Below are 20,953 nucleotides of genomic sequence, written 5' to 3'. Positions count from 1 at the left end.
AGAATGACAAAACCATCATAACTGCTGTCTTGCCTTGATGGCCAAATACCTATTTACCACACTTACCGTGAGGTTTTGTGGTGCTGTAAGCAAACTCAAAATACCATGCTTGGTCAACTCCTTTACCATTAATCTTTTTTCGTAAGCAAATTTTTCGGCAATGGTTTTAATATAAATACCTTCAACATCTTTGGCCTGTCCATCCCCCAAAGCTTTAAGCGTGGTATTTTCAAAAAACACCACTAATAAAAGATGGTATTTCGCGATCCTTTTGAGGTAAGGCAACTGTCTTTCCAATCCCGACATGCTTTCAAAGTTGGTGAAGAAAACCACCAAGCTACGTTGTTTCAATGCCGAACGTAAACTTACAAAAAGCGCTTCCATATCTGTTTCCAGATAACGGGTTTTCTCTTTGTACAGCACCTCCATTATTTTATTCAACTGTGTGGGGCGTCTATCTGCCAATACCACATTTTTGGTTTTCTCGGCAATGGTAATCAACCCCGCCTTATCTTGCTTTATTAAGGCTACACTTGATAAAATCAAACTAGCATTAATGGCATAGTCCAGTAAACTCATCCCCTCAAAAGGCATTTTCATTGCCCTTGATTTGTCGATTACACAATAGATGTGCTGGGAACGTTCTTCGGTGTAGGTGTTCACCATAAAATCAGACCTACGAGCAGTCGCTTTCCAGTTAATGGTCCTAAAGTCATCGCCTGCCACGTAATTTTTCACTTGGTCAAATTCCATACTATGCCCAACTCTTCTAATTTTCTTAATCCCCACATCAGTTAAACGGTTGGAAATTGCCATCAGTTCGTATTCTCTCAGTTTCAGGAAGGAAGGGTATACGGGCACCATCCCCGCTCCAGCGACATTAAATCTTCTACTTACCAAACCCAATGGCGATTTTACAAACAAGCGGGTAAAACCGAAATCGTATTGGCCACGTTTAGTTGGACGTAAAAAGTAGTTAATAATTTTTTGCTCCCGCGATTTCAAACTTGTGTTAAACCATAAATCGCGCTTCTGAAATTGGAAAGGAATTTCATCAATAATGCCTACAGAAACCTGAAAAGGATAAAAATTTTCGAGGTAGATTTTAAGTTCATTATCGTCACCATTACTTAATCTTTCTGGTACATCTCTTCTTAAAAACACTGCTTTTTTTGACGAGTGCAATAAATAAATATCAATGAAGACCAACAATAACAATACCCCAAAAGCGATGTAAGGCAAATCACCTAGGATAGGTAAAAAAAAGGCAAATAGAAACATGGCCGAGCAAATGCCCAGCGCAATGAAAAGCCTGTTTGCCAGAAACAGGTTGGTATAGAATTTTCTAAATAGTTTTTTCATTATTTACTGTCGCCGTCACTACAAGGAGCTATCTTGGTACTTCTATTTTTTTTATAATTTGTGCAATGATATCTGCCGTCGTTAAGCCTTCCATTTCTTTCTCGGGGCTTAACATCACCCTGTGTGCCAATACCGGGCTTGCTACCCTTACAATATCATCTGGGGTTACAAAATCTCTACCAGCCATTGCTGCCATTGCCTTGGCACTATTGATCAATGCCAACGAAGCTCTTGGTGACGCTCCCAAATACAAAGCCTTGTTCTCTCGGGTTTCGTGTACAATTTGTGCTGCGTAAGCCAACAACTTAGGCTCCACAAACAATGATTTGATTACTGCCCGTAAAGCAATGATCTGCTTTACATCTAGCACTGGTTTAACATCCTCTAGCTGATGCTGTGTATCTTGCTGATGCTGTTGGGTTAAAATCTCAATTTCCTCTTCTAATGTAGGATATTTGATTTCTATCTTAAATAAAAAGCGGTCTAGTTGCGCCTCCGGCAAACGGTAAGTTCCTTCTTGTTCCACTGGATTTTGCGTGGCCAGCACCATAAATGGTTCCGTTAGTTTATAGGTATGTCCATCTACCGTAACCTGACGCTCTTCCATCGCTTCGAACAATGCCGATTGAGTTTTTGCCGGCGCCCGATTGATTTCGTCTACCAAAATAATATTGCCAAATATTGGGCCTTGCCTGAACTGAAATTCTGCCGTTTTTGGACTAAACACTGCGGTGCCCAATACATCCGAAGGCATTAAATCTGGCGTAAACTGTATACGGGAAAAGGTAGCATCTATACTTTTTGCAACCAGTTTTGCACTTAAAGTTTTTGCCACTCCGGGTACCCCTTCCAGTAGCAAGTGTCCATTAGCTAGCAAACCAGCAATGAGCAAGTCAATGGTATTTTGCTGGCCTACAATTATTTTCGACAGTTGCTGCCTAATTTGTTCTACCGCTTGGCTCAATTGGCTTAAATCGGTACGATGGTTAAACATCTCTTGTTCCATGTATATTTATTTAATAAACCTCACTTCCAAACGAAATTAGTGGCAAGGCTTTATTTATCTAGTTTATAAAATTGTTCTATCAGTTGATTAAGCTCTATCAAGTACTGGTCATTAATCTTAGCCTTTTTATCTATTTCATTGAAAGCTAAAATGTAATCTACCAATTGCGACACTAAGGTTGAATCAACTCCTGTAATATGTGTTAAAGTTTCTACGAATTCTCGGTCCAGTTCAGTGGTTTTTATCCTATATTTATTCCTTAGGTACTCCAAGAAATAACTTATTTTCTTTTCGATAATGTCGTGATGATTTCGTTGTTGATAATATACCCTTCCTATGGTTTGGGCAAACTCCACTGAACTATTTTTAAGCGGTTCTAAAATTGGAATAATTCGCTGTCTGCGTTTCATCTCGTACAACACAAATATCACCAAACCAACTAGTGCCAAATAGTAGGACCAGCGAAGTTCATCATAGCTAAATAGTACGCGCAATACAGATTGACTATTGGCTGATGGTCTGGTATAGTGCTCATCCCAAATTAACATTTTAGGTTGTGGCAAATAAGAAAATACCTTAGCTACATAATTTGCCCCACTTTCGTTCAGCAGGCCATAATTGGTAAACAATTGTGGATTTGGACAAAGCAACAAAGTTCCTTTACCAAATCGATATTGTATCAAGTTAGGATGTTGGTCGTATTTTCTACCGAGCACCAAAGCCCCTGCAGTATCCATTCTACTGAAATACCGTGCTGCAATTCCCTTTTCAAAATAATAATCTACCTCACGTTTTAAATATGGTGATGTAAAGTTTACCGGGTATTTGGTCCTATTTTGCAAATTGAAATCGGAACTAATTTCAAGATTAAGGCTGTCGGCCAAGGCGCCCTCCATTTGAAAAGCTGCAATTAATATATGATTACCGGCCTCCATGTATTTTCGCATGGCCGTAAAATCTATTTCGGCAACGTCCAAATTTGATGCAATGATTAAGTAATTCGAGCCCTTTTGAGGGAGAGCTTTTAGGGTATTGTAAATATCCGTTCTATAAATCTTCTGCTCGGCCTTGGGGAATATCTCAACTGCATGTTGACGTAAAATATAGGTCCCAAATGGATTTTTGTCTTCGGGCAAATAGGAAGTGGCCCAATTAATCTCCGCGGGCTTAGTATATTGGGCAATGAGGTATAACACCAACAAAAGACCTCCAAAAATCATATATCTTTTCAAGCCATTCATCTTATACGCTCATTAAATTGTTGAAAAGATTGTTGGATATGGGCAAAAGTTGTTTTGTCTACACCAAAATCGCCATACCAGATGTATTCAAATTGATTAGTTAAACTGGCGAACTCTTCGTAACCTTTATCTTCTCTCTGTACTTCCCTTACATAGGCTAGGTTTGTTTTGTTTGGCAACCAATCAATGATTCCTTTATCGCTCAAGTGCTTTAATGTTTGCAAATAAAGTAAGCGAACCGCAAGTCGATAATTTCCACTTTGCACGGTATTCCCAATTTCATCATCAAAGCTAATTTCGTGGATATTTTCTAAGCTTTCATCGTATGGCACTTCAATAGCCTTAGCTTTACCAGCTAACCATTTAAAATCAACGCCAGCGAGTTTAAATATCACAAATATGATGACACCTATACAAACACCTATAGTCACATATTTTAAAACCGTAGGCCAAACAGTTGCCTTTGAACCTGTAATCTGTCTTTCTCCAAAAAGGCTATCTATCCAATCCCAAAAATTTCGCCATAACCTTTCCCACCAGTTCAGGTCTTTTGACGCTTCTTCATCATATTGGAACTCTTTTTCTGCCTTATATTTTTGAATGGTCTCATTGTCAAACTCCCGAATTTGAGTTTTACTACTGTCCAATTTCAAGGCAATAGTATCTTTCGTTGGCTTCCCAATTACAAATCTTGGGTTCTTTTGTGCGAACAAACCCATCGAAAAAAACAATAAAACAGCCAACAGCAATATGCGCATACTAATAATCCTCGTCGGGGTGTGACACTGGTGCTGCGGTATTTCCAAACTCTTCAATTCTACCCAATAAGCCTTGACTTTCTTTTCGTTCGGCCAAATTAGCGTAAATAAGTGCCATTGAAACCAATGGAATAATCATAAAAACTTGTGCCAGGCATTGTGAAATAGACGTAAAAATCTGATACCCTTTTAAAACCTGTAAATCGCCTCCAGAAAAAGCGCTGATCATCATTAAAATATAGGCTGGGGCGTAAACAACCGTCATAAATATAGAAGTGATGATCCCTATTACCAAAAGTGTTGCAAAAGTGATCCACCAGTTTTGTTTCACCAATGAAAAAGCTCGTCCAAATGTTGTCCCAAAATCTGCATTCTCTAAAACCATGATTGCAAAAAAGATAGAAAATGCTGGCGCTACAAAGATTCCTGGAATAAGACACGCCATCGCACAGATGATCCAAAGGATATAAATTAAAACGCCGCTCCACATTACCCTAAAGAAATAATACTTAAAGTAACTCCATACCTCTTCTACTGTTGGAGCTACATTGCCTTTGGCAATATATAATGCAATAAAACTGAGCACAGCGGTATACATGGCAGTATAGTTAAGTATCGAAAATACAATGACCATGAGGTAACGCCAACTTAGCATATAACTCCAAACCCCAAATCCATCGTAATTTCCAGCTTGGATATTTTCTCTTACATCTGTCATATGCAGTTGCATAAAAATGTTGGAAATCATTCCTCCCAAAATGAAAATCCCACAGAGAGAGAAGAATGTTTTTAATAAGGGCTTTATATTTTGTTTGATAAATAAGAGCGTTCCAGAAATTATTCCTTCAAACTCTCTTACTTTTCTAAATTCTATATTTTCTTTCATTATAAATTATTTGAATTTGCTTGAGTTTGTATCGTTAATTTTCTAACTAATTGATGTGGATAAATGATGATATACCAGACCATAAATGCTAATGAGGTTGCCAGTATCGAAACACTTAACCAAATGGGCATTCCTGTATGTCGTGTAACAAAACCTTCTACAAAGGCCGCCAATAAAATAATGGGGACAATACCTATGGCGATTTTAGTTGCATCTTTTCCACTTCTTTTAAAAGCTTCTAAACGGGTGTAAGTTTTAGGAAAAAGCAGTCCGTGCCCTAGCACCAAGCCCGCTCCGCCAACCACAACAATCGAAAGAATTTCCAAGGTACCGTGTATCCAAATGACCAAAATAGATTCTGCACCCAATCCCTTGCTGAAAAAGTAGTATTGAAAAGCGCCCAACATTACACCGTTACGCAATAAGTAAAACACTGGCCCAATAGAAAATAACACACCACTAACAAACATAACGAAGGACACAAAAATGTTATTCACCGCGATTTCAAAAAACATCCTGAATTCATTTGTTTGCTTATATACACCAAAAGGGTCTCCTTTCGCAATATTCTCATTGGTCATATCCACATAACTATCGCTGGTTACCAACCTTATCATCCTGTCATCATATTTAGCAGACAGTACGCCAATGCTTACCGCCAACACAAAAAAAATAAATGAGTAGAGAATTTGCTTACGATAGGTGTGAAAAAGCAAGGGCAATTCGAATTTCCAATAACTGAAAAACCTTCCTTTTTCTTCTTTTTTATTCTTGTAAATTGCCTGATGCAGCACAGATGCCAAACCGTTCAGGTATGCAGTAGTTTTAGACTTCGGATAAAAAGTCTTCGCATAGGCCAAATCGTTGGTAATATCAACAAAACGCTGGGCAAGTTCATCAGGGCTATCTGTAATCAGCGCCTCGTAATTTTTCCATTTTTCAGCATTTTGCTTAACAAAGAGCGCTTCTTTCATAGCTAATTTCTGGTCAGATAGATATTTGCTGTTAAAATAAAACAAAAAATATTGATAACCATATAGGCAATCGTTTTTTTACAACTTTAGCTTCCTTTCGCCACTTACAAAAGTGAGTATAATTTATTTTTACAGATTTTTTGGTTAAAAATTTATATTTGAGGCAATGGAAACCATCAAAATTAACACTAGCCAACACATCGAAATAGATTATCCCGTAGCAGGTTTAGGGGAACGGGTGGCAGCCTACCTCATAGATTTCGGAATGTTCCTAATCATCTATTTTTTTGCATTGATTGCCCTTGCCATTACAGGCTTAGAGGATAGCCTCAATAACAGCACTACAGTAGTCCTAATTATTATATTCGGAATTTGCTATGTGTTTTACGATTTGCTATGCGAAGTAGCATTTAACGGCCAAAGCTTAGGCAAAAAACTGCTAAAAATAAAGGTGGTGAGTTTAGATGGTGGCCAAGCCAGCATTGGGCAATATTTTATACGTTGGGTATTTAGAATTGTTGATTTTTCATTAACGGCTAATTTATTGGGCTTCATCAGCGTAGCTGTTTCCGACAAAAAGCAACGTGTTGGTGATATTGTAGCCGGAACAACGCTTATCAAAACAACTCCAGCAACAAAAATGCAGCATATCGCATTTCATCCGGTAGGAAATGAGGAATACGCCGTTACCTTTGAAAATGCTGCGATACTAAGCGATAGAGATATTGAGCTTATCCACGAAGTAGTTCAAACTTATTATACCACTCGCAACACGCAGTTAATTTATCAAATGGCGGCAAAAGCTTCTGGACATTTAGGAGTAAACATCCCAGAAGGAATGAATGAGCTCCAGTTCCTAAAAACCATTTCTGCTGATTATATTTACCTAACTTCTAGAGCCGTTTAAGTTAAAGGCAACCCCTTACAAAATGGAGGGTCTTATGTCTTACTGCTTCTCCAAAAGCTTTTCGGCAATTTGTTGCGCCCATTCGGCATACATTTTACCTGAGGGATGCAAACCATCAGATGCGATCAACGTTTGCTTTTTCAAGGCTTGTCTAGAGCCGGGCGTAATATCCACATAGACAATCTGCTGAGCTTCGGTTTCTTGCCTGTTGATTTCGTTAAAGGTATCTATTTCATTGCTAATACTTTTTAAGTCCCGACCACTTTGTTTAGCAAACTCCGTTACGCCCCAATCTGGGATGGAAACCACATACACGTTAGCTTTATTGCCTTCAGCAAAACCAATGGCCATTTCTAAGAGTTCAGCAAACTCCTTGCGATAAACATCCTGTGAGTAACCCCTATACTGATTATTCACCCCAACTAATAGCGTTACCAAATCAAAAGTATCGGTAATTTGCTCCTGCTGTATGGCATGGCGTAGTTCATCGGTAGTCCACCCTGTTTTCGCAACAATTTTGGGTGCTGAAAAATCAAGATATTTCGCTTTTAGAATTTCCACCAGTTGATAGGGAAAAGACTCATTTAACTCTACAGCTTCGCCTATGGTATATGAATCGCCAAGTGCCAAATAAGAAAGTGTTGCCATATTAATTGTTTAGTGAATATGCTGAAACAGCATCTTGTAAAGATAATTGAAGAAGATGAAAAAGCCCGTAACAAAATATATTACCTTAAGTGCCATCGCATTTTGGTTAAGCTTAAACAACCAAGTATAGGCTGCCGCCAAAAAACAAATCAATAAAGGTACTGTTGGCGGATAAAGTTTAAAGCTTAATTGGAAATCACCCCTTAACAACGCCAGCACAGAGCGTTGGAAGCCACAGCCAGGGCAATCAACACCAAACAGATACTTAAAAGGACATGGCAATAAAAAAAAGTCCGCCCTGCCTAAAAATAGCAACGCGGACTGATATAATTTTAAAGAAAACAAATTTCCTAAGGTTGGTTAAATGGAGGATTGTTTGGATTACCAAATTGATTATTGCCAAAGCCTCCCTGTTGTGCTTCAGCCGCCGAAGGACCAATGTATTTAGCGCTTCCAAATCCTAATATTGGCCAGAAGATGAAACTTAGTAAAATCAGGCCTACGGTAAATCCTTCATCTTTACCAAAGCTTTTGCTCATCAGGTTTGTTAACCAAATTAAGAAAATGATATTCACACAAGGAAGAATGCACCACAGTAACCAAATTGTTGGCTTACCCACAATTTCAATCATAATGTAGGTATTATAAATTGGGATAATGGCAGCCCAGCCTGGCTTGCCAGCTTTTTCAAAGGTCTTCCACATGCCTGCTATTATTATAACATGAATAATCAGAGCAATAAAAATAAAAGTAACACCAATACCTGCCAAGATACCAATGCCTTCTGACGAGTAATCAGATGAGTAGTCCATATTGTTAGTTTTTTAGTTTTAGTTAAGATAAAGATAGAACTTCAGCCTATAAATCAAAATCTTAACTAACATTTTTTTCTAACGCTATTTTATCTGCATTTCAAAAAGCTCGGCTATATGACCTTTTAGTTTATCTTTAACCTCATCCATATCTAACGCTCTTCCCAATTCACGTTGCATAGAAGTAACGTCCTTATCGTCGATTCCACAAGGCACAATATTTTTGAAATAATCCAGATTGGCATTCACATTAAAGGCAAAGCCGTGCATGGTTACCCAACGACTACAGCGAACACCCATTGCACATATCTTACGAGCCTTTTCATTATCTGCATCCAACCAAACACCAGTATAGCCTTCATAGCGGCCAGCAGTAATGCCATAATCTGCCAAAGTCAAAATAACAGCCTCTTCCAGGGTACGAAGGTAAAGGTGTATGTCTGTGAAGAAATTATCTAAATCTAATATGGGATAGCCCACTATTTGCCCCGGACCATGATACGTAATATCGCCTCCGCGGTTAATTTTATAATAAGTAGCCTGTTTTTCCTTTAAGCCCTGCTCATCAAGCAGTAAGTTTTCTGGGTGCCCGCTTTTTCCTAGCGTATATACATGCGGGTGTTCACAAAAAACGAGAAAATTTGGTGTAGCTTCCTGTGTGTTTTCGGTACGGTTCTTAACCTTTAGGGCTACTGTCTGCTCAAAAATCTGCTCCTGTTTATCCCATGCCTCCTGATAATCAATCAGCCCCAAATCAATAAATTTTACTTCCTTATTCATGTATCCTACCCAATCACATAGCCCAGCATATAGCCGTCATCTGTTTTAAAATAATTCACACTTAGCTCCCTTGGCCCTTTTGGCAAATCAACTACTGCGGTGAGTTCTCCCTCATCTCTTAATTTAAATGGTTTAATATGAATATCCCTTTTAAATTCCAGTTCTTTCCGCCCATGCCATTTATAGATAGCTTCCTTGGCACACCAGCACACATATAGCCCATTGATATTGTCGCCAATTTGCTTTTGTGCCAATTCTACGTCCGATAAGAATTTATGTCTTACCAGTTTTATTTTATGTTTGATAATTTCCATATCCAAGCCCACTTTCTTTTCACTATCCCTGCTGATCATTACTGCTGCGTAATCATAAGAATGGCTTAACGAGATATGATAATCGTAGTTAACCAAGTATGGTTTACCCTGGTCATCCATTTGACAATCGATATATTCTTTGGTATCCAACATGGTCCTGAGCAGCAAACGTGTACTCAGCCATTGTAGCGCCCTCTTGTCACTCTTAAACGAATCGATAATATCAAGTTCGTGCTGTTTAAGCTGTAAACCTGCCATCAACTGATCGTGGCTCTCCTCAATTTTCCATACTGCAAGTTCGGTATGGGCATCAATTTTTAAATCAAAAACTACGGGCATCCTCTATTTAGAAAATCAATACAAAAGTATCTTAAATTAATCATAATTTAGACCAAAAAACTTTAAAAATGATATTATCAGACAAACGGATACTTGAGGAGATAGACAAAGGAACCATTATTATAGAACCCTTTAAGCCAGAATGTTTGGGCACCAATTCGTACGACGTGCACTTGGGAAAGTATTTGGCAACTTACAAGGACCGTGTATTAGATGCAAAGGCTCACAATAAAATAGAACATTTTGAAATTCCAAAGGAAGGATTTGTGCTTCAACCGGGCACCCTGTACCTAGGCGTAACAGTAGAATATACGGAAACTTATGGTCATGTCCCCTTTTTAGAGGGTAAAAGCAGCACTGGCCGCTTGGGCATTGACATACATGCTACCGCCGGCAAGGGAGATGTTGGCTTTTGTAATACTTGGACGCTAGAAATTTCGTGTGTACAGCCCGTAAGAGTTTATGCAGGCATGCCTATTGGCCAATTAATATACTTTGTTGTTGAAGGACAAATAGAAAACATGTACAACACAAAAAACAATGCCAAATACAATAATAAAACCACTCGCCCAGTGGAAAGCATGATGTGGAAAAATAATTTCTAATAGCCTTTTGAACCTTATAACTAAAATAATAGTCTATAGTTTGTTATAAGGTTAGCTTTTTTGTATCTTGAGTTACGATAAACGCCAATAAATCAACCCAAAAGAAGAAGCCTTAACACAAATGAACCACGATATAGCGTAAAGATTCCCTTAAAGTTTCTTTACCATTAAAATGAAAACACTTCAATGAAAACTAAACTCATAACGCTAGGTGTGATACTTTTATGTATCATTAGCTCTTCTTCTCTTTGGGCTCAAGATGCCAATTTGAGCAACTTTCTTAAAAAATTAGACGAAACGACAAGCAAGCAAGCGCAAGAAAAAGTATACCTACATTTAGACAAACCTTACTATGCTGTAGGTGATGACATTTGGTTTAAGGCTTACACTATAAATGCCAAAACCGGAATACCTTCAACAATTAGTGGGCTGTTATACGTAGAATTGGTTAATGAAAAAGATTCGGTGACCAAGCAACTGAAACTTCCAATGAAAAGTGGCATCACTTGGGGCGATTTTAAACTCACTGATTCTTTAAGTGAAGGCAACTATCGCATAAGAGCATATACACAATGGATGAGAAATGCTGGGCCAGAATTCTTTTTCGACAAAACCATTAAAATTGGAAATTCATGGGCCAATAAGGTTTTTACCAAATCTAGCAATGTGCTCAGTACGGAAAACAACCAACAGAAAATAACGACCACCATTCAATTTACCGATAAACAAAATCTGCCTTATGCCAATTGCCAAGTAAATTACGAAGTAAAGCTTGGACAAAAAACAATTGAAAGAGGTAAAGGTGTAACTAGCGGTCAAGGAGAAATTACCATTGTGGCTACCAACAAGCAGCCAGATGTTTTAAAAAGTGGTTTTATAGTAGCCACCATTACATTACCGAACAAACAGGTCATCAGCAAGGACATCCCACTGAAAACCACTTCGAAGGATATTGATGTTCAATTTTTTCCGGAAGGTGGTAAGCTAGTAGAGAATTTACCTAATAAAATCGGTATCAAAGCCATTAATAGCAATGGTTTGGGAGAGCTTACAAAAGGAGTGATTATTTCCAATGATGGCACCGAAATATCTCAATTTGAAACCAATAAACTGGGCATGGGGTCTTTCTTCCTTAACCCCGTTGCCGGACAAGCTTATAAAGCAAACCTCATTTTCACAGACGGCACCAAAAAGACCGTTAATTTACCTACCGCAGAAAAAAGCGGCCTAGTGCTTTCTGTTTCAAATATCGACAGCACTAAAATGTCTATCAAAGTTTATATCTCAGAAGATTTAATCAACAAGGAAGAATACAATCTTATCGCTCAGCACAATGGCATTGCTTACTTTTCTACTAAAATAGCCTCAACTAAGCAAGTGGTTTCACTTACCGTGCCTAAGGATAGTCTTCCTTCTGGAATTATACAAATCTCGTTACTATCTTCTAATTATACTCCGCTAAACGAACGAATTGTTTTCGTTAATAACTTAAAAGATAAAATTGAGATAGCTCCAGAGAATTTAAAACCTAATTATGATAAACGAGCAAAAGTAGATTTATCTTTAGCAGCCACCAACAACAACCAACCAGTACAAGGGAGCTTTTCGGTTGCGGTTACGAATACTTCTGCCGTTAAGCCTGACCCGGAAAATGAGACCAATATTCTTACCAAACTTTTGCTTACTTCTGATTTAGCAGGTTATGTTGAGAAACCTAATCATTATTTCCTCAACAACGATAGAAATACCAGGTACGACTTGGACAATCTTTTACTTACCCAAGGCTGGAGAAAAATCAACTGGAAACAAGTCGCTGATGGCACAGTACTTCCTGCGAAATTCCCCGCAGAAAAAAGACTACAAATTAGTGGAACTGTTACCAAAGGTGGAAAACCAGTAGTTAAGGGCAAAGTTTCCCTGGTATCTTTCTCTGGTGGTTTCTTCATGACCGATACCCTTACTGACGAAAAAGGTCGCTTTAATTTTGACAAGATAGAATTTTTAGATAGCACTAAATTTGTAGTACAAGCTAGGACTGAAAAAGACAAAAAGTTTGTTGACATTGTAATGGATGTTGTACCTGGTCAGGTAACTACTAAAAACCCAAATACAGGAGATATTGAAGTAAACGTTAACCAATCACTAGCAGCTTATTTGCAGGAGAGCGGCAAATATTTCGACGACCAAACAAAAAGGGGCTTGTTAAACAGAACCATTCTACTGGATGAAGTAACTATCGTAGAAAAACGTAAACCAACCTACAACTCTTCTAATTTAGGTGGAGTGGGCAATGCCGACGCCGTGATTACCGCAAAAGAACTAGAAACTGCTATTTCGCTTTCCCAATATCTGCAAGGTAGAATTGCTGGTGTGCAAATCAGAAATGGGCAGGCATTTGCTCGAGGCAATCAATCGCCAATGGCAATCATTATTGATGGGATGAACTTAGGCGGAGAAGACTTTAATCTAGACGATGTTGTAGTACAAGATATTGAAACCGTAGAAATTTTAAAAAGCATTGCTACTACCGCAATTTATGGTATGCAAGGAGGGGCCGGAGTAATTATCATCAATACCAAACGTGGAGATGGTTTAAGGTCAGTAAATACCTATACACCCGGTCTAATTAACTACACCCCGAAAGGCTACGCCGTGGTTAGAGAATTCTACTCGCCGAAATATGACGTAAAACCAGATAGCAGACCGGATTTTAGAACTACCGTTTTCTGGGAACCACAAATGGTAAGCGATGCTAATGGAAAAGCCAAAATCTCCTATTTCAACACTGATGTGCCCGGTGTTTATCGTATTGTGATTGAAGGTATTGATGTAAATGGAAGTCTCGCTAGAAAAGTTCTTACATATGAGGTAAAATAATATTTAATTATGCTCAAAAAAGTCTTCTTCGCTTTCATGCTAATTGGCCTATGTAAGTCCGCCATTGCCCAGGACATTCCATTGACCAATTTTCTGCAGAAGCTTGATCAACAAAGCACTAAAGATGCCCAGGAGAAAATCTATTTACACCTAGACAAACCCTACTATGTGGCAGGAGAAGACATTTGGTTTAAAGCTTACGTCGTTAATACCAGAACGGGACAACTATCCACAATTAGCGGCCTATTATATGTAGAACTGATCGACCAGCAGGGCTCAACAACCCAACAATTAAAGCTACCCGTTAAGAACGGAATTACCTGGGGCGACTTCAAGCTCCCCTATTCGCTCCGGGAAGGTAGCTATAAAATAAGATCATATACCCAATGGATGCGCAACGCAGGAGAGGATTTCTTTTTTAACCAGAGAATTGAAATCATCAATCCCCAAGAAAATGTAATGCTCGGTAGCATTGAAAAGATTTCTATTTCTCCAGAGAACCCCTTAAAAACGCGTATCAAAATAAAATTTGCAGACTTAAAGAATAGCCCCTGCTCAGGCTGCGCAGTAGAATATGAGGTCAAACAAGGGGAGTCACAAATCCTCCGAGGAAAGGGCGTTACCGACTCGGAAGCGATATTGACTATTGATGTACCAACAAAATCACGTCAAGGGTTAACTAATGGGTTAATTTTAGCAAGTGTTACCCTTTCCGGCAAACAAGTTGCAAATGCCAAGATTCCTTTCCGATTCTCTGATGAAAAATTAGATATACAGTTTTTCCCTGAAGGGGGAACCTCGATGATAAACGTTCCCAACAGGATTGCGGTAAAGGCAATTGCAAACAACGGAAAAGGGCTATTTATTAGCGGCATTATAGAGAATGGTTTGGGCACCCAGGTTGCCGATTTCAAAACCAACCACCTGGGCATGGGGTCATTTTATATCACTCCAGCTAAGGGAGCAAGCTATAGGGCCATTATTAATCATGGGAATAGTACCGACACCCTATCCTTACCGGTAGCCTCTGAAAGCGGAACTACCCTAGCAGTAGATAATCTGGACAGCCTTAAGATGAGGATCAGGATTTACAGTTCAGCTGACCTCAGAGATGAAAACAAATACCTCTTGGTTCATCAAAATGGCCTAGTATACTATCAAATAAAAGTTCCTCCCCTTAATGGGACCCCGGCGATGTTGACTATTGCAAAAGATTCTCTCCCTAACGGTATTGTACAGGTTTCCTTGTTATCCCATCACTTCATTCCGCTAAATGAGCGCATTGTTTTTATTGACAACACGAAAGGGAAAAAAGTAGCGTTAAGCATAACGAACATAAACAACATTTATCATAAAAGGGAAAATGTAGATCTCTCGGTTTTAGCGACGAATCAGGAAAAACCTACGAATGGAAGCTTTTCAGTTTCTGTGGTTAACCTTTCAGCATCGAATGATCAAAATTTCGGAACCAGTATCCTGACAGACCTACTTCTCACTTCCGAGGTCGTTGGAAACGTGGAAACGCCAGGTTACTATTTTCAGAAAAACGACTCGAATACCAGATATGACCTCGACAATCTGCTCTTGTCACAAGGTTGGCGTAAAATAAATTGGAAAAAAATACAAACCGACACAAGCTCCCTAACCTACCTTCCCGAGAAAACACTACAGATTATCGGAAAAGCTACTAAATCAGGGAAACCATTAGCAAACTACAGGATTAATCTCATCTCGATCAATAATGGATTTTTTGCCACAGACACCTTGACTGACGCAAATGGAAAATTCACCTTTGACAATCTTGATTTTTGGGGCACTCAAAAATTTATGATACAGACCAGCGAGGAAAAAGACAGGGCATCTGTAGATATTATCATCGATCCTATCTTCGGTCAGGATAGAAAAATGGAAGCAGCATCTCATACAAACAATGTCCTACCATATGGGGACAGCGCTCTGGAAGATGCAGACCTCCAGAGAAACATTATAAAAAGGGACCTACGACCCGATGTTATTCAATTAAAGGAAGTAAAGATCGAAAAGAAACGCCAGCCCATTCCAAAATCCTCCAGAGCAACCTATGCCTCCTCTAACATCATTGGTCCCGGAAATGCCGATGCCGTATTTACCTCAGAAGACCTTAAACACTCTTCTTCTCTGATTCAGTTCTTACAAGGAAAAGTTGCAAGTGTCCATTTTAAGGAAGGCAAAGCTTATGCTAGAGGTAGCAAAGACCCAATGACCGTCATGCTGGACAATGTAGTTTTTAATGATAGTGAGCGTTTGCAAACCAGTTTAGACGATATCTTTATTGACAATATAGAAACCGTAGAAATCCTAAAAAGTATGGCCAATAGTTCGGTGTACGGCGCCTTAGGTGGAAATGGGGTCATAGTACTTACTTCAAAAAAGGGAGGCCCCGTCCATCGGGAAAGCCCACCCCTTCCTGGACTGGTTAACCATAGTACAGAGGGATATGCTATGAGCAGAGAATTCTACGTTCCAAAGTACGACGTGAAATCGGATAGCAGACCAGATGACAGAACCACCGTTTTCTGGGAACCAAACCTAGTTACCGATAAGGACGGAAAAGCAAAGATCAGCTATTTAAATACCGATATGCCGGGCACTTACCGCATCGTAATCGAGGGAATTGACGCTAACGGCAGTCTCGCTAGAAAAGTTCTTACATATGAGGTAAAATAATTTTATGCTTGCATAATAAATTCCAACCCCTTAGCTTTATGAAAATAAAAATATAGAGCTAAGAATGAATACGATCACAACCACCATAAAAGACAGACTTGCTATTATTACGCTAAACCGTGGCAAGTCCAATTCTTTAAACCGAGAAATGGTTACCGAATTGCAGGACATGTTACACAACATTGAAAATGATGATAACATTGGCGGTGTAATGATTACCGGTAGAGAGAACTTCTTTTCTGCAGGGTTGGATTTAATCGAACTTTATCATTATAACGAACAAGAAGCACTTAGTTTCTGGCATCTTTTCTTAAATTTTACTGCAAAAATTACAGCTTTTAAAAAACCATTGGTTGCGGCCATTAATGGCCATAGTCCTGCGGGTGGCTGTGTAATTGCTTTAGCCTGCGACGCCAGGGTAATGGCCGAAGGGAAATATATTATTGGCCTCAATGAAGTACCCGTGGGTATCATCGTCCCAAATAGCATTTTTAAATTGTACAATTTTTGGCTAGGAAACGCTAATGCTTATCGGAATTTGTTGGAAGGCAAATTATTTTCGCCTGAAGAGGCCCTATCCGTAGGCTTGATAGATGAAGTAGTAAAGCCCGAAAGCATTTTAACTGCCGCAGAAAGAAAAGCCAGAAAATACATGGCTTTTGAAGCCAATACTTGGCAACAAAGTAAACTAAACCTGCGTAAAGATTTAATAGCCGCAACCAGTGCCGACCAAAGTGCCGACCTAGAGGTTATGCTTAAACAATGGTGGTCGCCAGCTACCCGAGCAATCTTAAAATCATTGGTAGACAATTTACAGAAAAAGTAAATTCATTTTAAGTTAGCGCCATATCGTAAATATCAATATCTAACCACTAAATATTAGCAAATGTACAACCAACCCATGCTAAAAGATGATGCCCTAAAAGGCAAAACCATTGTTGTTACTGGTGGAGGCACAGGCCTCGGTAAAGCCATGGCTACCTATTTTTTAAAATTGGGCGCCAATTTGGTTATCACCAGCAGGAAGATCGAAGTATTGCAAAAAACCGCTCAGGAAATGGAAAACCAAACTGGAGGTAGAGTTTTGGCAGTGCAATGCGATGTTAGAGATTATGAACAAGTAGAAAATGTACTCGCAGAAACCGTTTCCACATTTGGCAATGCAGATGTATTAGTGAATAATGCGGCCGGAAATTTCATTTCTCCTACAGAGCGTTTATCTGCGAATGCTTTCTCTAGCATTATCGATATTGTATTAAAAGGTACTGTTAATTGCACTTTGGCTTTTGGCAAACACTGGATCAAGCAAAAACAGACAGCAAGTGTATTGAACATTGTAACCACCTATGCTTTTACAGGTTCAGCTTATGTTGTTCCTTCGGCATGCGCTAAAGGCGGCGTATTAGCACTTACCCGATCATTAGCGGTTGAATGGGGAAAATACGGCATCAGAAGCAATGCCATTGCACCAGGGCCTTTTCCAACCAAAGGCGCTTGGGACAGATTACTGCCAGGCGATTTAGCAGAAAAGTTCGATTTCAAAAATAGAGTGCCATTAAAACGTGTTGGCGACCATCAAGAGTTAGCTAACTTGGCAGCTTTTTTAGTGAGCGATTTCTCTAACTATATCAATGGCGAAGTAATTACCATTGATGGAGGCGAATGGCTACAGGGCGCAGGGCAGATGAATGGCTTGGAAGCCATCCCATCTGAAATGTGGGACATGCTAGAACAAATGACCAGATCCGCCAAAGGCAGTTAGTTAACCATCAGCTAATAAAAAAGCCATTAGGATTATTCTAATGGCTTTTTTTATGCGTTTTAGTTTCTAGGGGGTCCCTGTCTAAATTCTTTGTTTAATTCCCTGATCAATTTTATTTTAAAGAAAAGGAAAGCAGCCATTGCTGCCACCAAAAAAATGGCAACCAAAGGGCTTTTGTTATCGTAAGCCCAAAAAGCTCCGAAAATACAAAGGATTAATGCCAGGTTATAGAAAGCATTTAAGAAAATTCTTTTTTTCATAAAAATGATTGGATTTGAATTAGAAATGATTAAATGACATATCAATCATTTCAAAATTCAGTCACTCAAAATTAATACACTGGCATGCTAGGGTCAAAAGCTTCTTGCCAAGCCAAAATTCCACCTTTTAAGTTATAAAGGTTATCAAAACCGTGAACCTGCTCTAATTGCATAATGGCAGCAGCACTACGTTTTCCGCTACGGCATTGTACAATCACAGGTTTATCTCTATCAATTTTATCGGCCTCTATTAAAATACCTCCCAATGGGATATTCAAACCATCAAGGTTAGAGGTTTCATATTCAAAAGTCTCTCTAACATCAATCAGTTGGAAAGGCTCGTTGTTATCTATTTTTTGTTTTAAGTCTTGAACTGTAACTTCTTTCATTTTTTCGTGTTTTTATCAAAGATACGAATTACGTTATTAATTACTTCCATCGCAAAGTTCAAACGGTATTTTTACTTTTCTGCTACCTTGTGTTAAGTAGAAACAATTAATTCTCAAAAGAACTGTAACATTTGAGATTTCCAGTAGTTTAACTAATAGAATTTAATTTTGGTTAATATGAACCGCGTTTCCCGCTTCCTTTGGTTTTGCTCTGGAGCTCACATTGCTACGCTCGAAAAACATCCTACGGATCACAATAAATATATAGGCATTGGCGCTACCATCTTTTTTACTGGCCTTTTTGCAGCCCTTTCGGGCGGTTATGCCATGTACTTTGTTTTTAAGGGTGGCGATTTGGCCTGGCTATTCTCTATATTTTTTGGCCTGATTTGGGGATTGGCCATTTTTAATATGGACCGCTATATTGTAGGAAGTTTGGACAAGAATGCAAGCTCCAACAAGCAGCTTTTACAGGCTACGCCTCGTATTTTGCTGGCCATTATGATTGGCATTGTGATCTCTCGCCCATTGGAACTGAAGATTTTTGATAAAGAGATTAAAGAAAAACTGAAAGTGAGCTACCTGAATGGTCAGCGTTCAAAAATTGACACTTTAAATAAAGCTTTTGATAAAAAATACACCATTGAGATTGGCAAGCTGAATGAGCTAAAAGCGCAACGCGATTCACTGGCAGCAGCTATTAAAAGCGATAGGCAAAAACTCAACTATGAGATTTTCGGCAATAAAACCACCGAAACTTCAGGAGTAATGGGCTACGGTCCTTATGCCAAACGTAAGGAAGCCGAACTGAAACAGCGTGAGCAAAACCTTGATACGCTTAACGCTGATGTTAGACAAATGGAAAAGTTTGTTGATGGCCGTAAGCAGTTCGATGGATTGATGAGCGAGAAACTCTTCACTTCTAAACAGCTAGATAGCTTGGCAAACATTGCTGGCTTTGCGGATAGGAATTGGGCGTTGGGGCAATTGAGCTTTAATCCAGATGGGTCCAAAGATTTTAACACTTCACTTGCGGTAACGTTTATTGGGCTGCTTTTTATTTTCTTCGAATGCTTGCCAGTTTTTGTAAAGTTGATGAGCGCTCGAGGTTCTTATGATCATGCCATTGAAAATACAGAGAAGGTACAAACTCACCTTTCGGATAAAGACAGAGATGCAGATATTACTGTAGCCGACCAAATTCAGGACACCAAAATTAATATCAAGGCACGGCAGAAGATAGATGAACTAAATTCTGTTTAAACTATCTCAGTCTTCGAGAGTTTTTCATTCGAAACAAAGTTTAACGTATATTGTTAATCACAAGACAATCAACTAAATATTAAACTAATTTAAGTTCGGATGAAAAATTCAATGATGGCTACAGGCCTCATGTTATTGTTTGCTATCGCCTGCAATAGCGAGAAAAAAAGTAGCACTGTTGACAGTACTACTACCGATACTTCTACCGCCAAAAACAACGACACTTCTAAACCAGTCGACTCCGCTGAAATGATGAAAGCTTGGGAAGCGTACATGAAACCAGGGAACGAACACCAATGGATGGCTAAATCTGTGGGCACGTGGGAGGCCGAAAGCATTTTCTATAACCCAGATGGCTCTGTAATGTCTACCAGTCCTGGCATTAAAGTTGAAACCAAAATGGTTTTGGGAGGACGTTACTTACAATCTAGTTATAAAGGGATGATGGATAAGATGCCTTTTGAAGGGATGAATACCTTGGCGTATGACAATGCCAGAAAAGTTTATATCAGTACATGGATAGACAATATGGGCACGGGTTTAATGTATTCGGAAGGCACGTTTGATAAAGACCATAAGGTAATGACTTTTAAAGGTAATGCCACCGATGCCGCATCCGGAAAGCAAATACAAATTAGGGAAACTTTTACCATTGTTGATGACAACAACCAATTCATGGAAATGTATGACACTAAAGATGGCAAGGAAACCAAAACCATGTCGATTAAGTTGGTAAGAAAATAAACTTAGAGACTATACAAGAACCTAAAGCCTGTCGGAACAGACGATAGGCTTTTTTATTTTGCAATGCTTTTTAATGATAAACCCGATTGAAGTGGAAATACTTTTGCTCTCACTCAGGCCCGTTAAGTATCGGGCTGAGCTGACCGAAGCCCTTTCCACTATGAAAAAACCCCTTCAACAAGCTCAGGGCGACATGAGTTGGAGTAAAAAGATTATAACGGAAAGCGAGCCTATCGGGACCAGAGACCCCTACATTTGCTTTCAAATGACCGCTTTTATTTCCCGCTCACAATTCATCACTTATAACTCGCAACTTTTTT

Annotated in this window: 21 protein-coding genes; 8 read left to right on the top strand and 13 right to left on the bottom strand. The window is 39.1% G+C overall.

The annotated features are described in order from the left end of the window. Positions 1-15: 15 nt before the first annotated feature. Genes ABDV71_RS03905 through ABDV71_RS03880 form a run of 6 tightly spaced genes read right to left on the bottom strand, consistent with a single transcriptional unit; the run spans position 16 to position 6,227 of the window. Entirely contained in the window at positions 16-1,362 is a 1,347-nt protein-coding gene (locus ABDV71_RS03905) for a DUF58 domain-containing protein (RefSeq protein WP_343531113.1), read from the bottom strand. A 28-nt stretch (positions 1,363-1,390) separates the two neighbouring features. Beyond that, positions 1,391-2,368 (bottom strand): MoxR family ATPase, encoded by a 978-nt coding sequence (locus ABDV71_RS03900; protein ID WP_343531112.1) that lies wholly within the window; start codon positions 2,366-2,368, stop codon positions 1,391-1,393. A gap of 50 nt (positions 2,369-2,418) precedes the next feature. Beyond that, positions 2,419-3,609, bottom strand: coding sequence for a DUF4350 domain-containing protein (locus tag ABDV71_RS03895; RefSeq protein WP_343531111.1), 1,191 nt, complete (start codon positions 3,607-3,609; stop codon positions 2,419-2,421). Next, positions 3,606-4,367, bottom strand: a complete 762-nt coding sequence (locus tag ABDV71_RS03890; RefSeq protein WP_343531110.1) for a DUF4129 domain-containing protein — start codon at positions 4,365-4,367, stop codon at positions 3,606-3,608. The genes ABDV71_RS03895 and ABDV71_RS03890 overlap by 4 nt, the downstream gene beginning before the upstream one ends. 1 nt (position 4,368) lies before the next feature. Beyond that, a complete protein-coding gene (locus ABDV71_RS03885) occupies positions 4,369-5,253 on the bottom strand; it encodes a hypothetical protein (RefSeq protein ID WP_343531109.1) in 885 nt (294 codons plus the stop codon). After that, entirely contained in the window at positions 5,253-6,227 is a 975-nt protein-coding gene (locus tag ABDV71_RS03880) for a stage II sporulation protein M (RefSeq protein WP_343531108.1), read from the bottom strand. The genes ABDV71_RS03885 and ABDV71_RS03880 overlap by 1 nt, the downstream gene beginning before the upstream one ends. 166 nt (positions 6,228-6,393) lie before the next feature. On the opposite strand from ABDV71_RS03880, the gene ABDV71_RS03875 reads away from it, so the two are divergent. Further along, positions 6,394-7,134 carry an RDD family protein gene (locus ABDV71_RS03875; protein WP_343531107.1) on the top strand — a complete coding sequence of 247 codons (741 nt, stop codon included), beginning with the start codon at positions 6,394-6,396 and terminating at the stop codon, positions 7,132-7,134. Positions 7,135-7,173: 39 nt separating this feature from the next. On the opposite strand, the gene ABDV71_RS03870 is transcribed toward ABDV71_RS03875, so the two are convergent. From ABDV71_RS03870 to ABDV71_RS03850, 5 genes are all read right to left on the bottom strand, one after another. After that, positions 7,174-7,782 carry an SGNH/GDSL hydrolase family protein gene (locus ABDV71_RS03870; protein ID WP_343531106.1) on the bottom strand — a complete coding sequence of 203 codons (609 nt, stop codon included), beginning with the start codon at positions 7,780-7,782 and terminating at the stop codon, positions 7,174-7,176. Between the two features lie 9 nt (positions 7,783-7,791). Continuing rightward, positions 7,792-8,064 (bottom strand): DUF2752 domain-containing protein, encoded by a 273-nt coding sequence (locus ABDV71_RS03865; RefSeq protein WP_343531561.1) that lies wholly within the window; start codon positions 8,062-8,064, stop codon positions 7,792-7,794. Positions 8,065-8,132: 68 nt separating this feature from the next. Beyond that, positions 8,133-8,594: a DUF5684 domain-containing protein gene (locus tag ABDV71_RS03860; protein WP_343531105.1), complete on the bottom strand. Its 462-nt coding sequence runs from the start codon at positions 8,592-8,594 to the stop codon at positions 8,133-8,135. An 84-nt stretch (positions 8,595-8,678) separates the two neighbouring features. Beyond that, the gene (lipB, locus tag ABDV71_RS03855; RefSeq protein ID WP_343531104.1) at positions 8,679-9,374 is read right to left on the bottom strand and encodes a lipoyl(octanoyl) transferase LipB; all 696 of its coding nucleotides are present in this window, start codon (positions 9,372-9,374) and stop codon (positions 8,679-8,681) included. Positions 9,375-9,379: 5 nt separating this feature from the next. After that, positions 9,380-10,027 carry a 4'-phosphopantetheinyl transferase superfamily protein gene (locus ABDV71_RS03850; protein ID WP_343531103.1) on the bottom strand — a complete coding sequence of 216 codons (648 nt, stop codon included), beginning with the start codon at positions 10,025-10,027 and terminating at the stop codon, positions 9,380-9,382. A 68-nt stretch (positions 10,028-10,095) separates the two neighbouring features. Between ABDV71_RS03850 and dcd the strand changes: the two genes are divergently transcribed. From dcd to ABDV71_RS03825, 5 genes are all read left to right on the top strand, one after another. Then, entirely contained in the window at positions 10,096-10,632 is a 537-nt protein-coding gene (gene dcd / locus ABDV71_RS03845; RefSeq protein WP_343531102.1) for a dCTP deaminase, read from the top strand. Between the two features lie 186 nt (positions 10,633-10,818). Continuing rightward, positions 10,819-13,509 carry a TonB-dependent receptor plug domain-containing protein gene (locus tag ABDV71_RS03840; RefSeq protein WP_343531101.1) on the top strand — a complete coding sequence of 897 codons (2,691 nt, stop codon included), beginning with the start codon at positions 10,819-10,821 and terminating at the stop codon, positions 13,507-13,509. 9 nt (positions 13,510-13,518) lie between these two features. Further along, the gene (locus tag ABDV71_RS03835; protein ID WP_343531100.1) at positions 13,519-16,215 is read left to right on the top strand and encodes a TonB-dependent receptor plug domain-containing protein; all 2,697 of its coding nucleotides are present in this window, start codon (positions 13,519-13,521) and stop codon (positions 16,213-16,215) included. Between the two features lie 64 nt (positions 16,216-16,279). Next, complete coding sequence (locus tag ABDV71_RS03830) at positions 16,280-17,041, top strand: enoyl-CoA hydratase/isomerase family protein (protein WP_343531099.1); 762 nt, start codon at positions 16,280-16,282, stop codon at positions 17,039-17,041. 60 nt (positions 17,042-17,101) lie between these two features. Then, positions 17,102-17,977 (top strand): SDR family oxidoreductase, encoded by an 876-nt coding sequence (locus tag ABDV71_RS03825; protein ID WP_343531098.1) that lies wholly within the window; start codon positions 17,102-17,104, stop codon positions 17,975-17,977. A 59-nt stretch (positions 17,978-18,036) separates the two neighbouring features. On the opposite strand, the gene ABDV71_RS03820 is transcribed toward ABDV71_RS03825, so the two are convergent. Continuing rightward, positions 18,037-18,237, bottom strand: coding sequence for a DUF6358 family protein (locus ABDV71_RS03820; RefSeq protein WP_343531097.1), 201 nt, complete (start codon positions 18,235-18,237; stop codon positions 18,037-18,039). Between the two features lie 71 nt (positions 18,238-18,308). Next, positions 18,309-18,626 carry a rhodanese-like domain-containing protein gene (locus tag ABDV71_RS03815; protein WP_343531096.1) on the bottom strand — a complete coding sequence of 106 codons (318 nt, stop codon included), beginning with the start codon at positions 18,624-18,626 and terminating at the stop codon, positions 18,309-18,311. A 177-nt stretch (positions 18,627-18,803) separates the two neighbouring features. Between ABDV71_RS03815 and ABDV71_RS03810 the strand changes: the two genes are divergently transcribed. Both ABDV71_RS03810 and ABDV71_RS03805 read left to right on the top strand, forming a co-directional pair. Beyond that, positions 18,804-19,889, top strand: a complete 1,086-nt coding sequence (locus tag ABDV71_RS03810) for a DUF4407 domain-containing protein (protein WP_343531095.1) — start codon at positions 18,804-18,806, stop codon at positions 19,887-19,889. Positions 19,890-19,988: 99 nt separating this feature from the next. Beyond that, entirely contained in the window at positions 19,989-20,633 is a 645-nt protein-coding gene (locus tag ABDV71_RS03805; protein WP_343531094.1) for a DUF1579 domain-containing protein, read from the top strand. Positions 20,634-20,953: the final 320 nt, after the last annotated feature.

This window comes from Pedobacter sp. (genome assembly GCF_039594775.1).
In the GTDB taxonomy this organism is placed as follows: domain Bacteria; phylum Bacteroidota; class Bacteroidia; order Sphingobacteriales; family Sphingobacteriaceae; genus Pedobacter.
Note: the sequence above shows the minus strand (reverse complement) of the source record. Positions and strands in the feature narration are given on the sequence as shown.

Coding starts and splice junctions, on each gene's coding strand:
- dcd (WP_343531102.1), top strand. CDS start 10,096: ATGATATTATCAGACAAACGGATACTTGAGGAGATAGACAAAGGAACC.
- ABDV71_RS03890 (WP_343531110.1), bottom strand. CDS start 4,367: ATGCGCATATTGCTGTTGGCTGTTTTATTGTTTTTTTCGATGGGTTTG.
- ABDV71_RS03880 (WP_343531108.1), bottom strand. CDS start 6,227: ATGAAAGAAGCGCTCTTTGTTAAGCAAAATGCTGAAAAATGGAAAAAT.
- ABDV71_RS03840 (WP_343531101.1), top strand. CDS start 10,819: ATGAAAACTAAACTCATAACGCTAGGTGTGATACTTTTATGTATCATT.
- ABDV71_RS03885 (WP_343531109.1), bottom strand. CDS start 5,253: ATGAAAGAAAATATAGAATTTAGAAAAGTAAGAGAGTTTGAAGGAATA.
- ABDV71_RS03860 (WP_343531105.1), bottom strand. CDS start 8,594: ATGGACTACTCATCTGATTACTCGTCAGAAGGCATTGGTATCTTGGCA.
- ABDV71_RS03895 (WP_343531111.1), bottom strand. CDS start 3,609: ATGAATGGCTTGAAAAGATATATGATTTTTGGAGGTCTTTTGTTGGTG.
- ABDV71_RS03900 (WP_343531112.1), bottom strand. CDS start 2,368: ATGGAACAAGAGATGTTTAACCATCGTACCGATTTAAGCCAATTGAGC.
- ABDV71_RS03835 (WP_343531100.1), top strand. CDS start 13,519: ATGCTCAAAAAAGTCTTCTTCGCTTTCATGCTAATTGGCCTATGTAAG.
- ABDV71_RS03815 (WP_343531096.1), bottom strand. CDS start 18,626: ATGAAAGAAGTTACAGTTCAAGACTTAAAACAAAAAATAGATAACAAC.
- ABDV71_RS03830 (WP_343531099.1), top strand. CDS start 16,280: ATGAATACGATCACAACCACCATAAAAGACAGACTTGCTATTATTACG.
- ABDV71_RS03905 (WP_343531113.1), bottom strand. CDS start 1,362: ATGAAAAAACTATTTAGAAAATTCTATACCAACCTGTTTCTGGCAAAC.
- ABDV71_RS03875 (WP_343531107.1), top strand. CDS start 6,394: ATGGAAACCATCAAAATTAACACTAGCCAACACATCGAAATAGATTAT.
- ABDV71_RS03850 (WP_343531103.1), bottom strand. CDS start 10,027: ATGCCCGTAGTTTTTGATTTAAAAATTGATGCCCATACCGAACTTGCA.
- lipB (WP_343531104.1), bottom strand. CDS start 9,374: ATGAATAAGGAAGTAAAATTTATTGATTTGGGGCTGATTGATTATCAG.
- ABDV71_RS03825 (WP_343531098.1), top strand. CDS start 17,102: ATGTACAACCAACCCATGCTAAAAGATGATGCCCTAAAAGGCAAAACC.
- ABDV71_RS03805 (WP_343531094.1), top strand. CDS start 19,989: ATGAAAAATTCAATGATGGCTACAGGCCTCATGTTATTGTTTGCTATC.
- ABDV71_RS03820 (WP_343531097.1), bottom strand. CDS start 18,237: ATGAAAAAAAGAATTTTCTTAAATGCTTTCTATAACCTGGCATTAATC.
- ABDV71_RS03810 (WP_343531095.1), top strand. CDS start 18,804: ATGAACCGCGTTTCCCGCTTCCTTTGGTTTTGCTCTGGAGCTCACATT.
- ABDV71_RS03870 (WP_343531106.1), bottom strand. CDS start 7,782: ATGGCAACACTTTCTTATTTGGCACTTGGCGATTCATATACCATAGGC.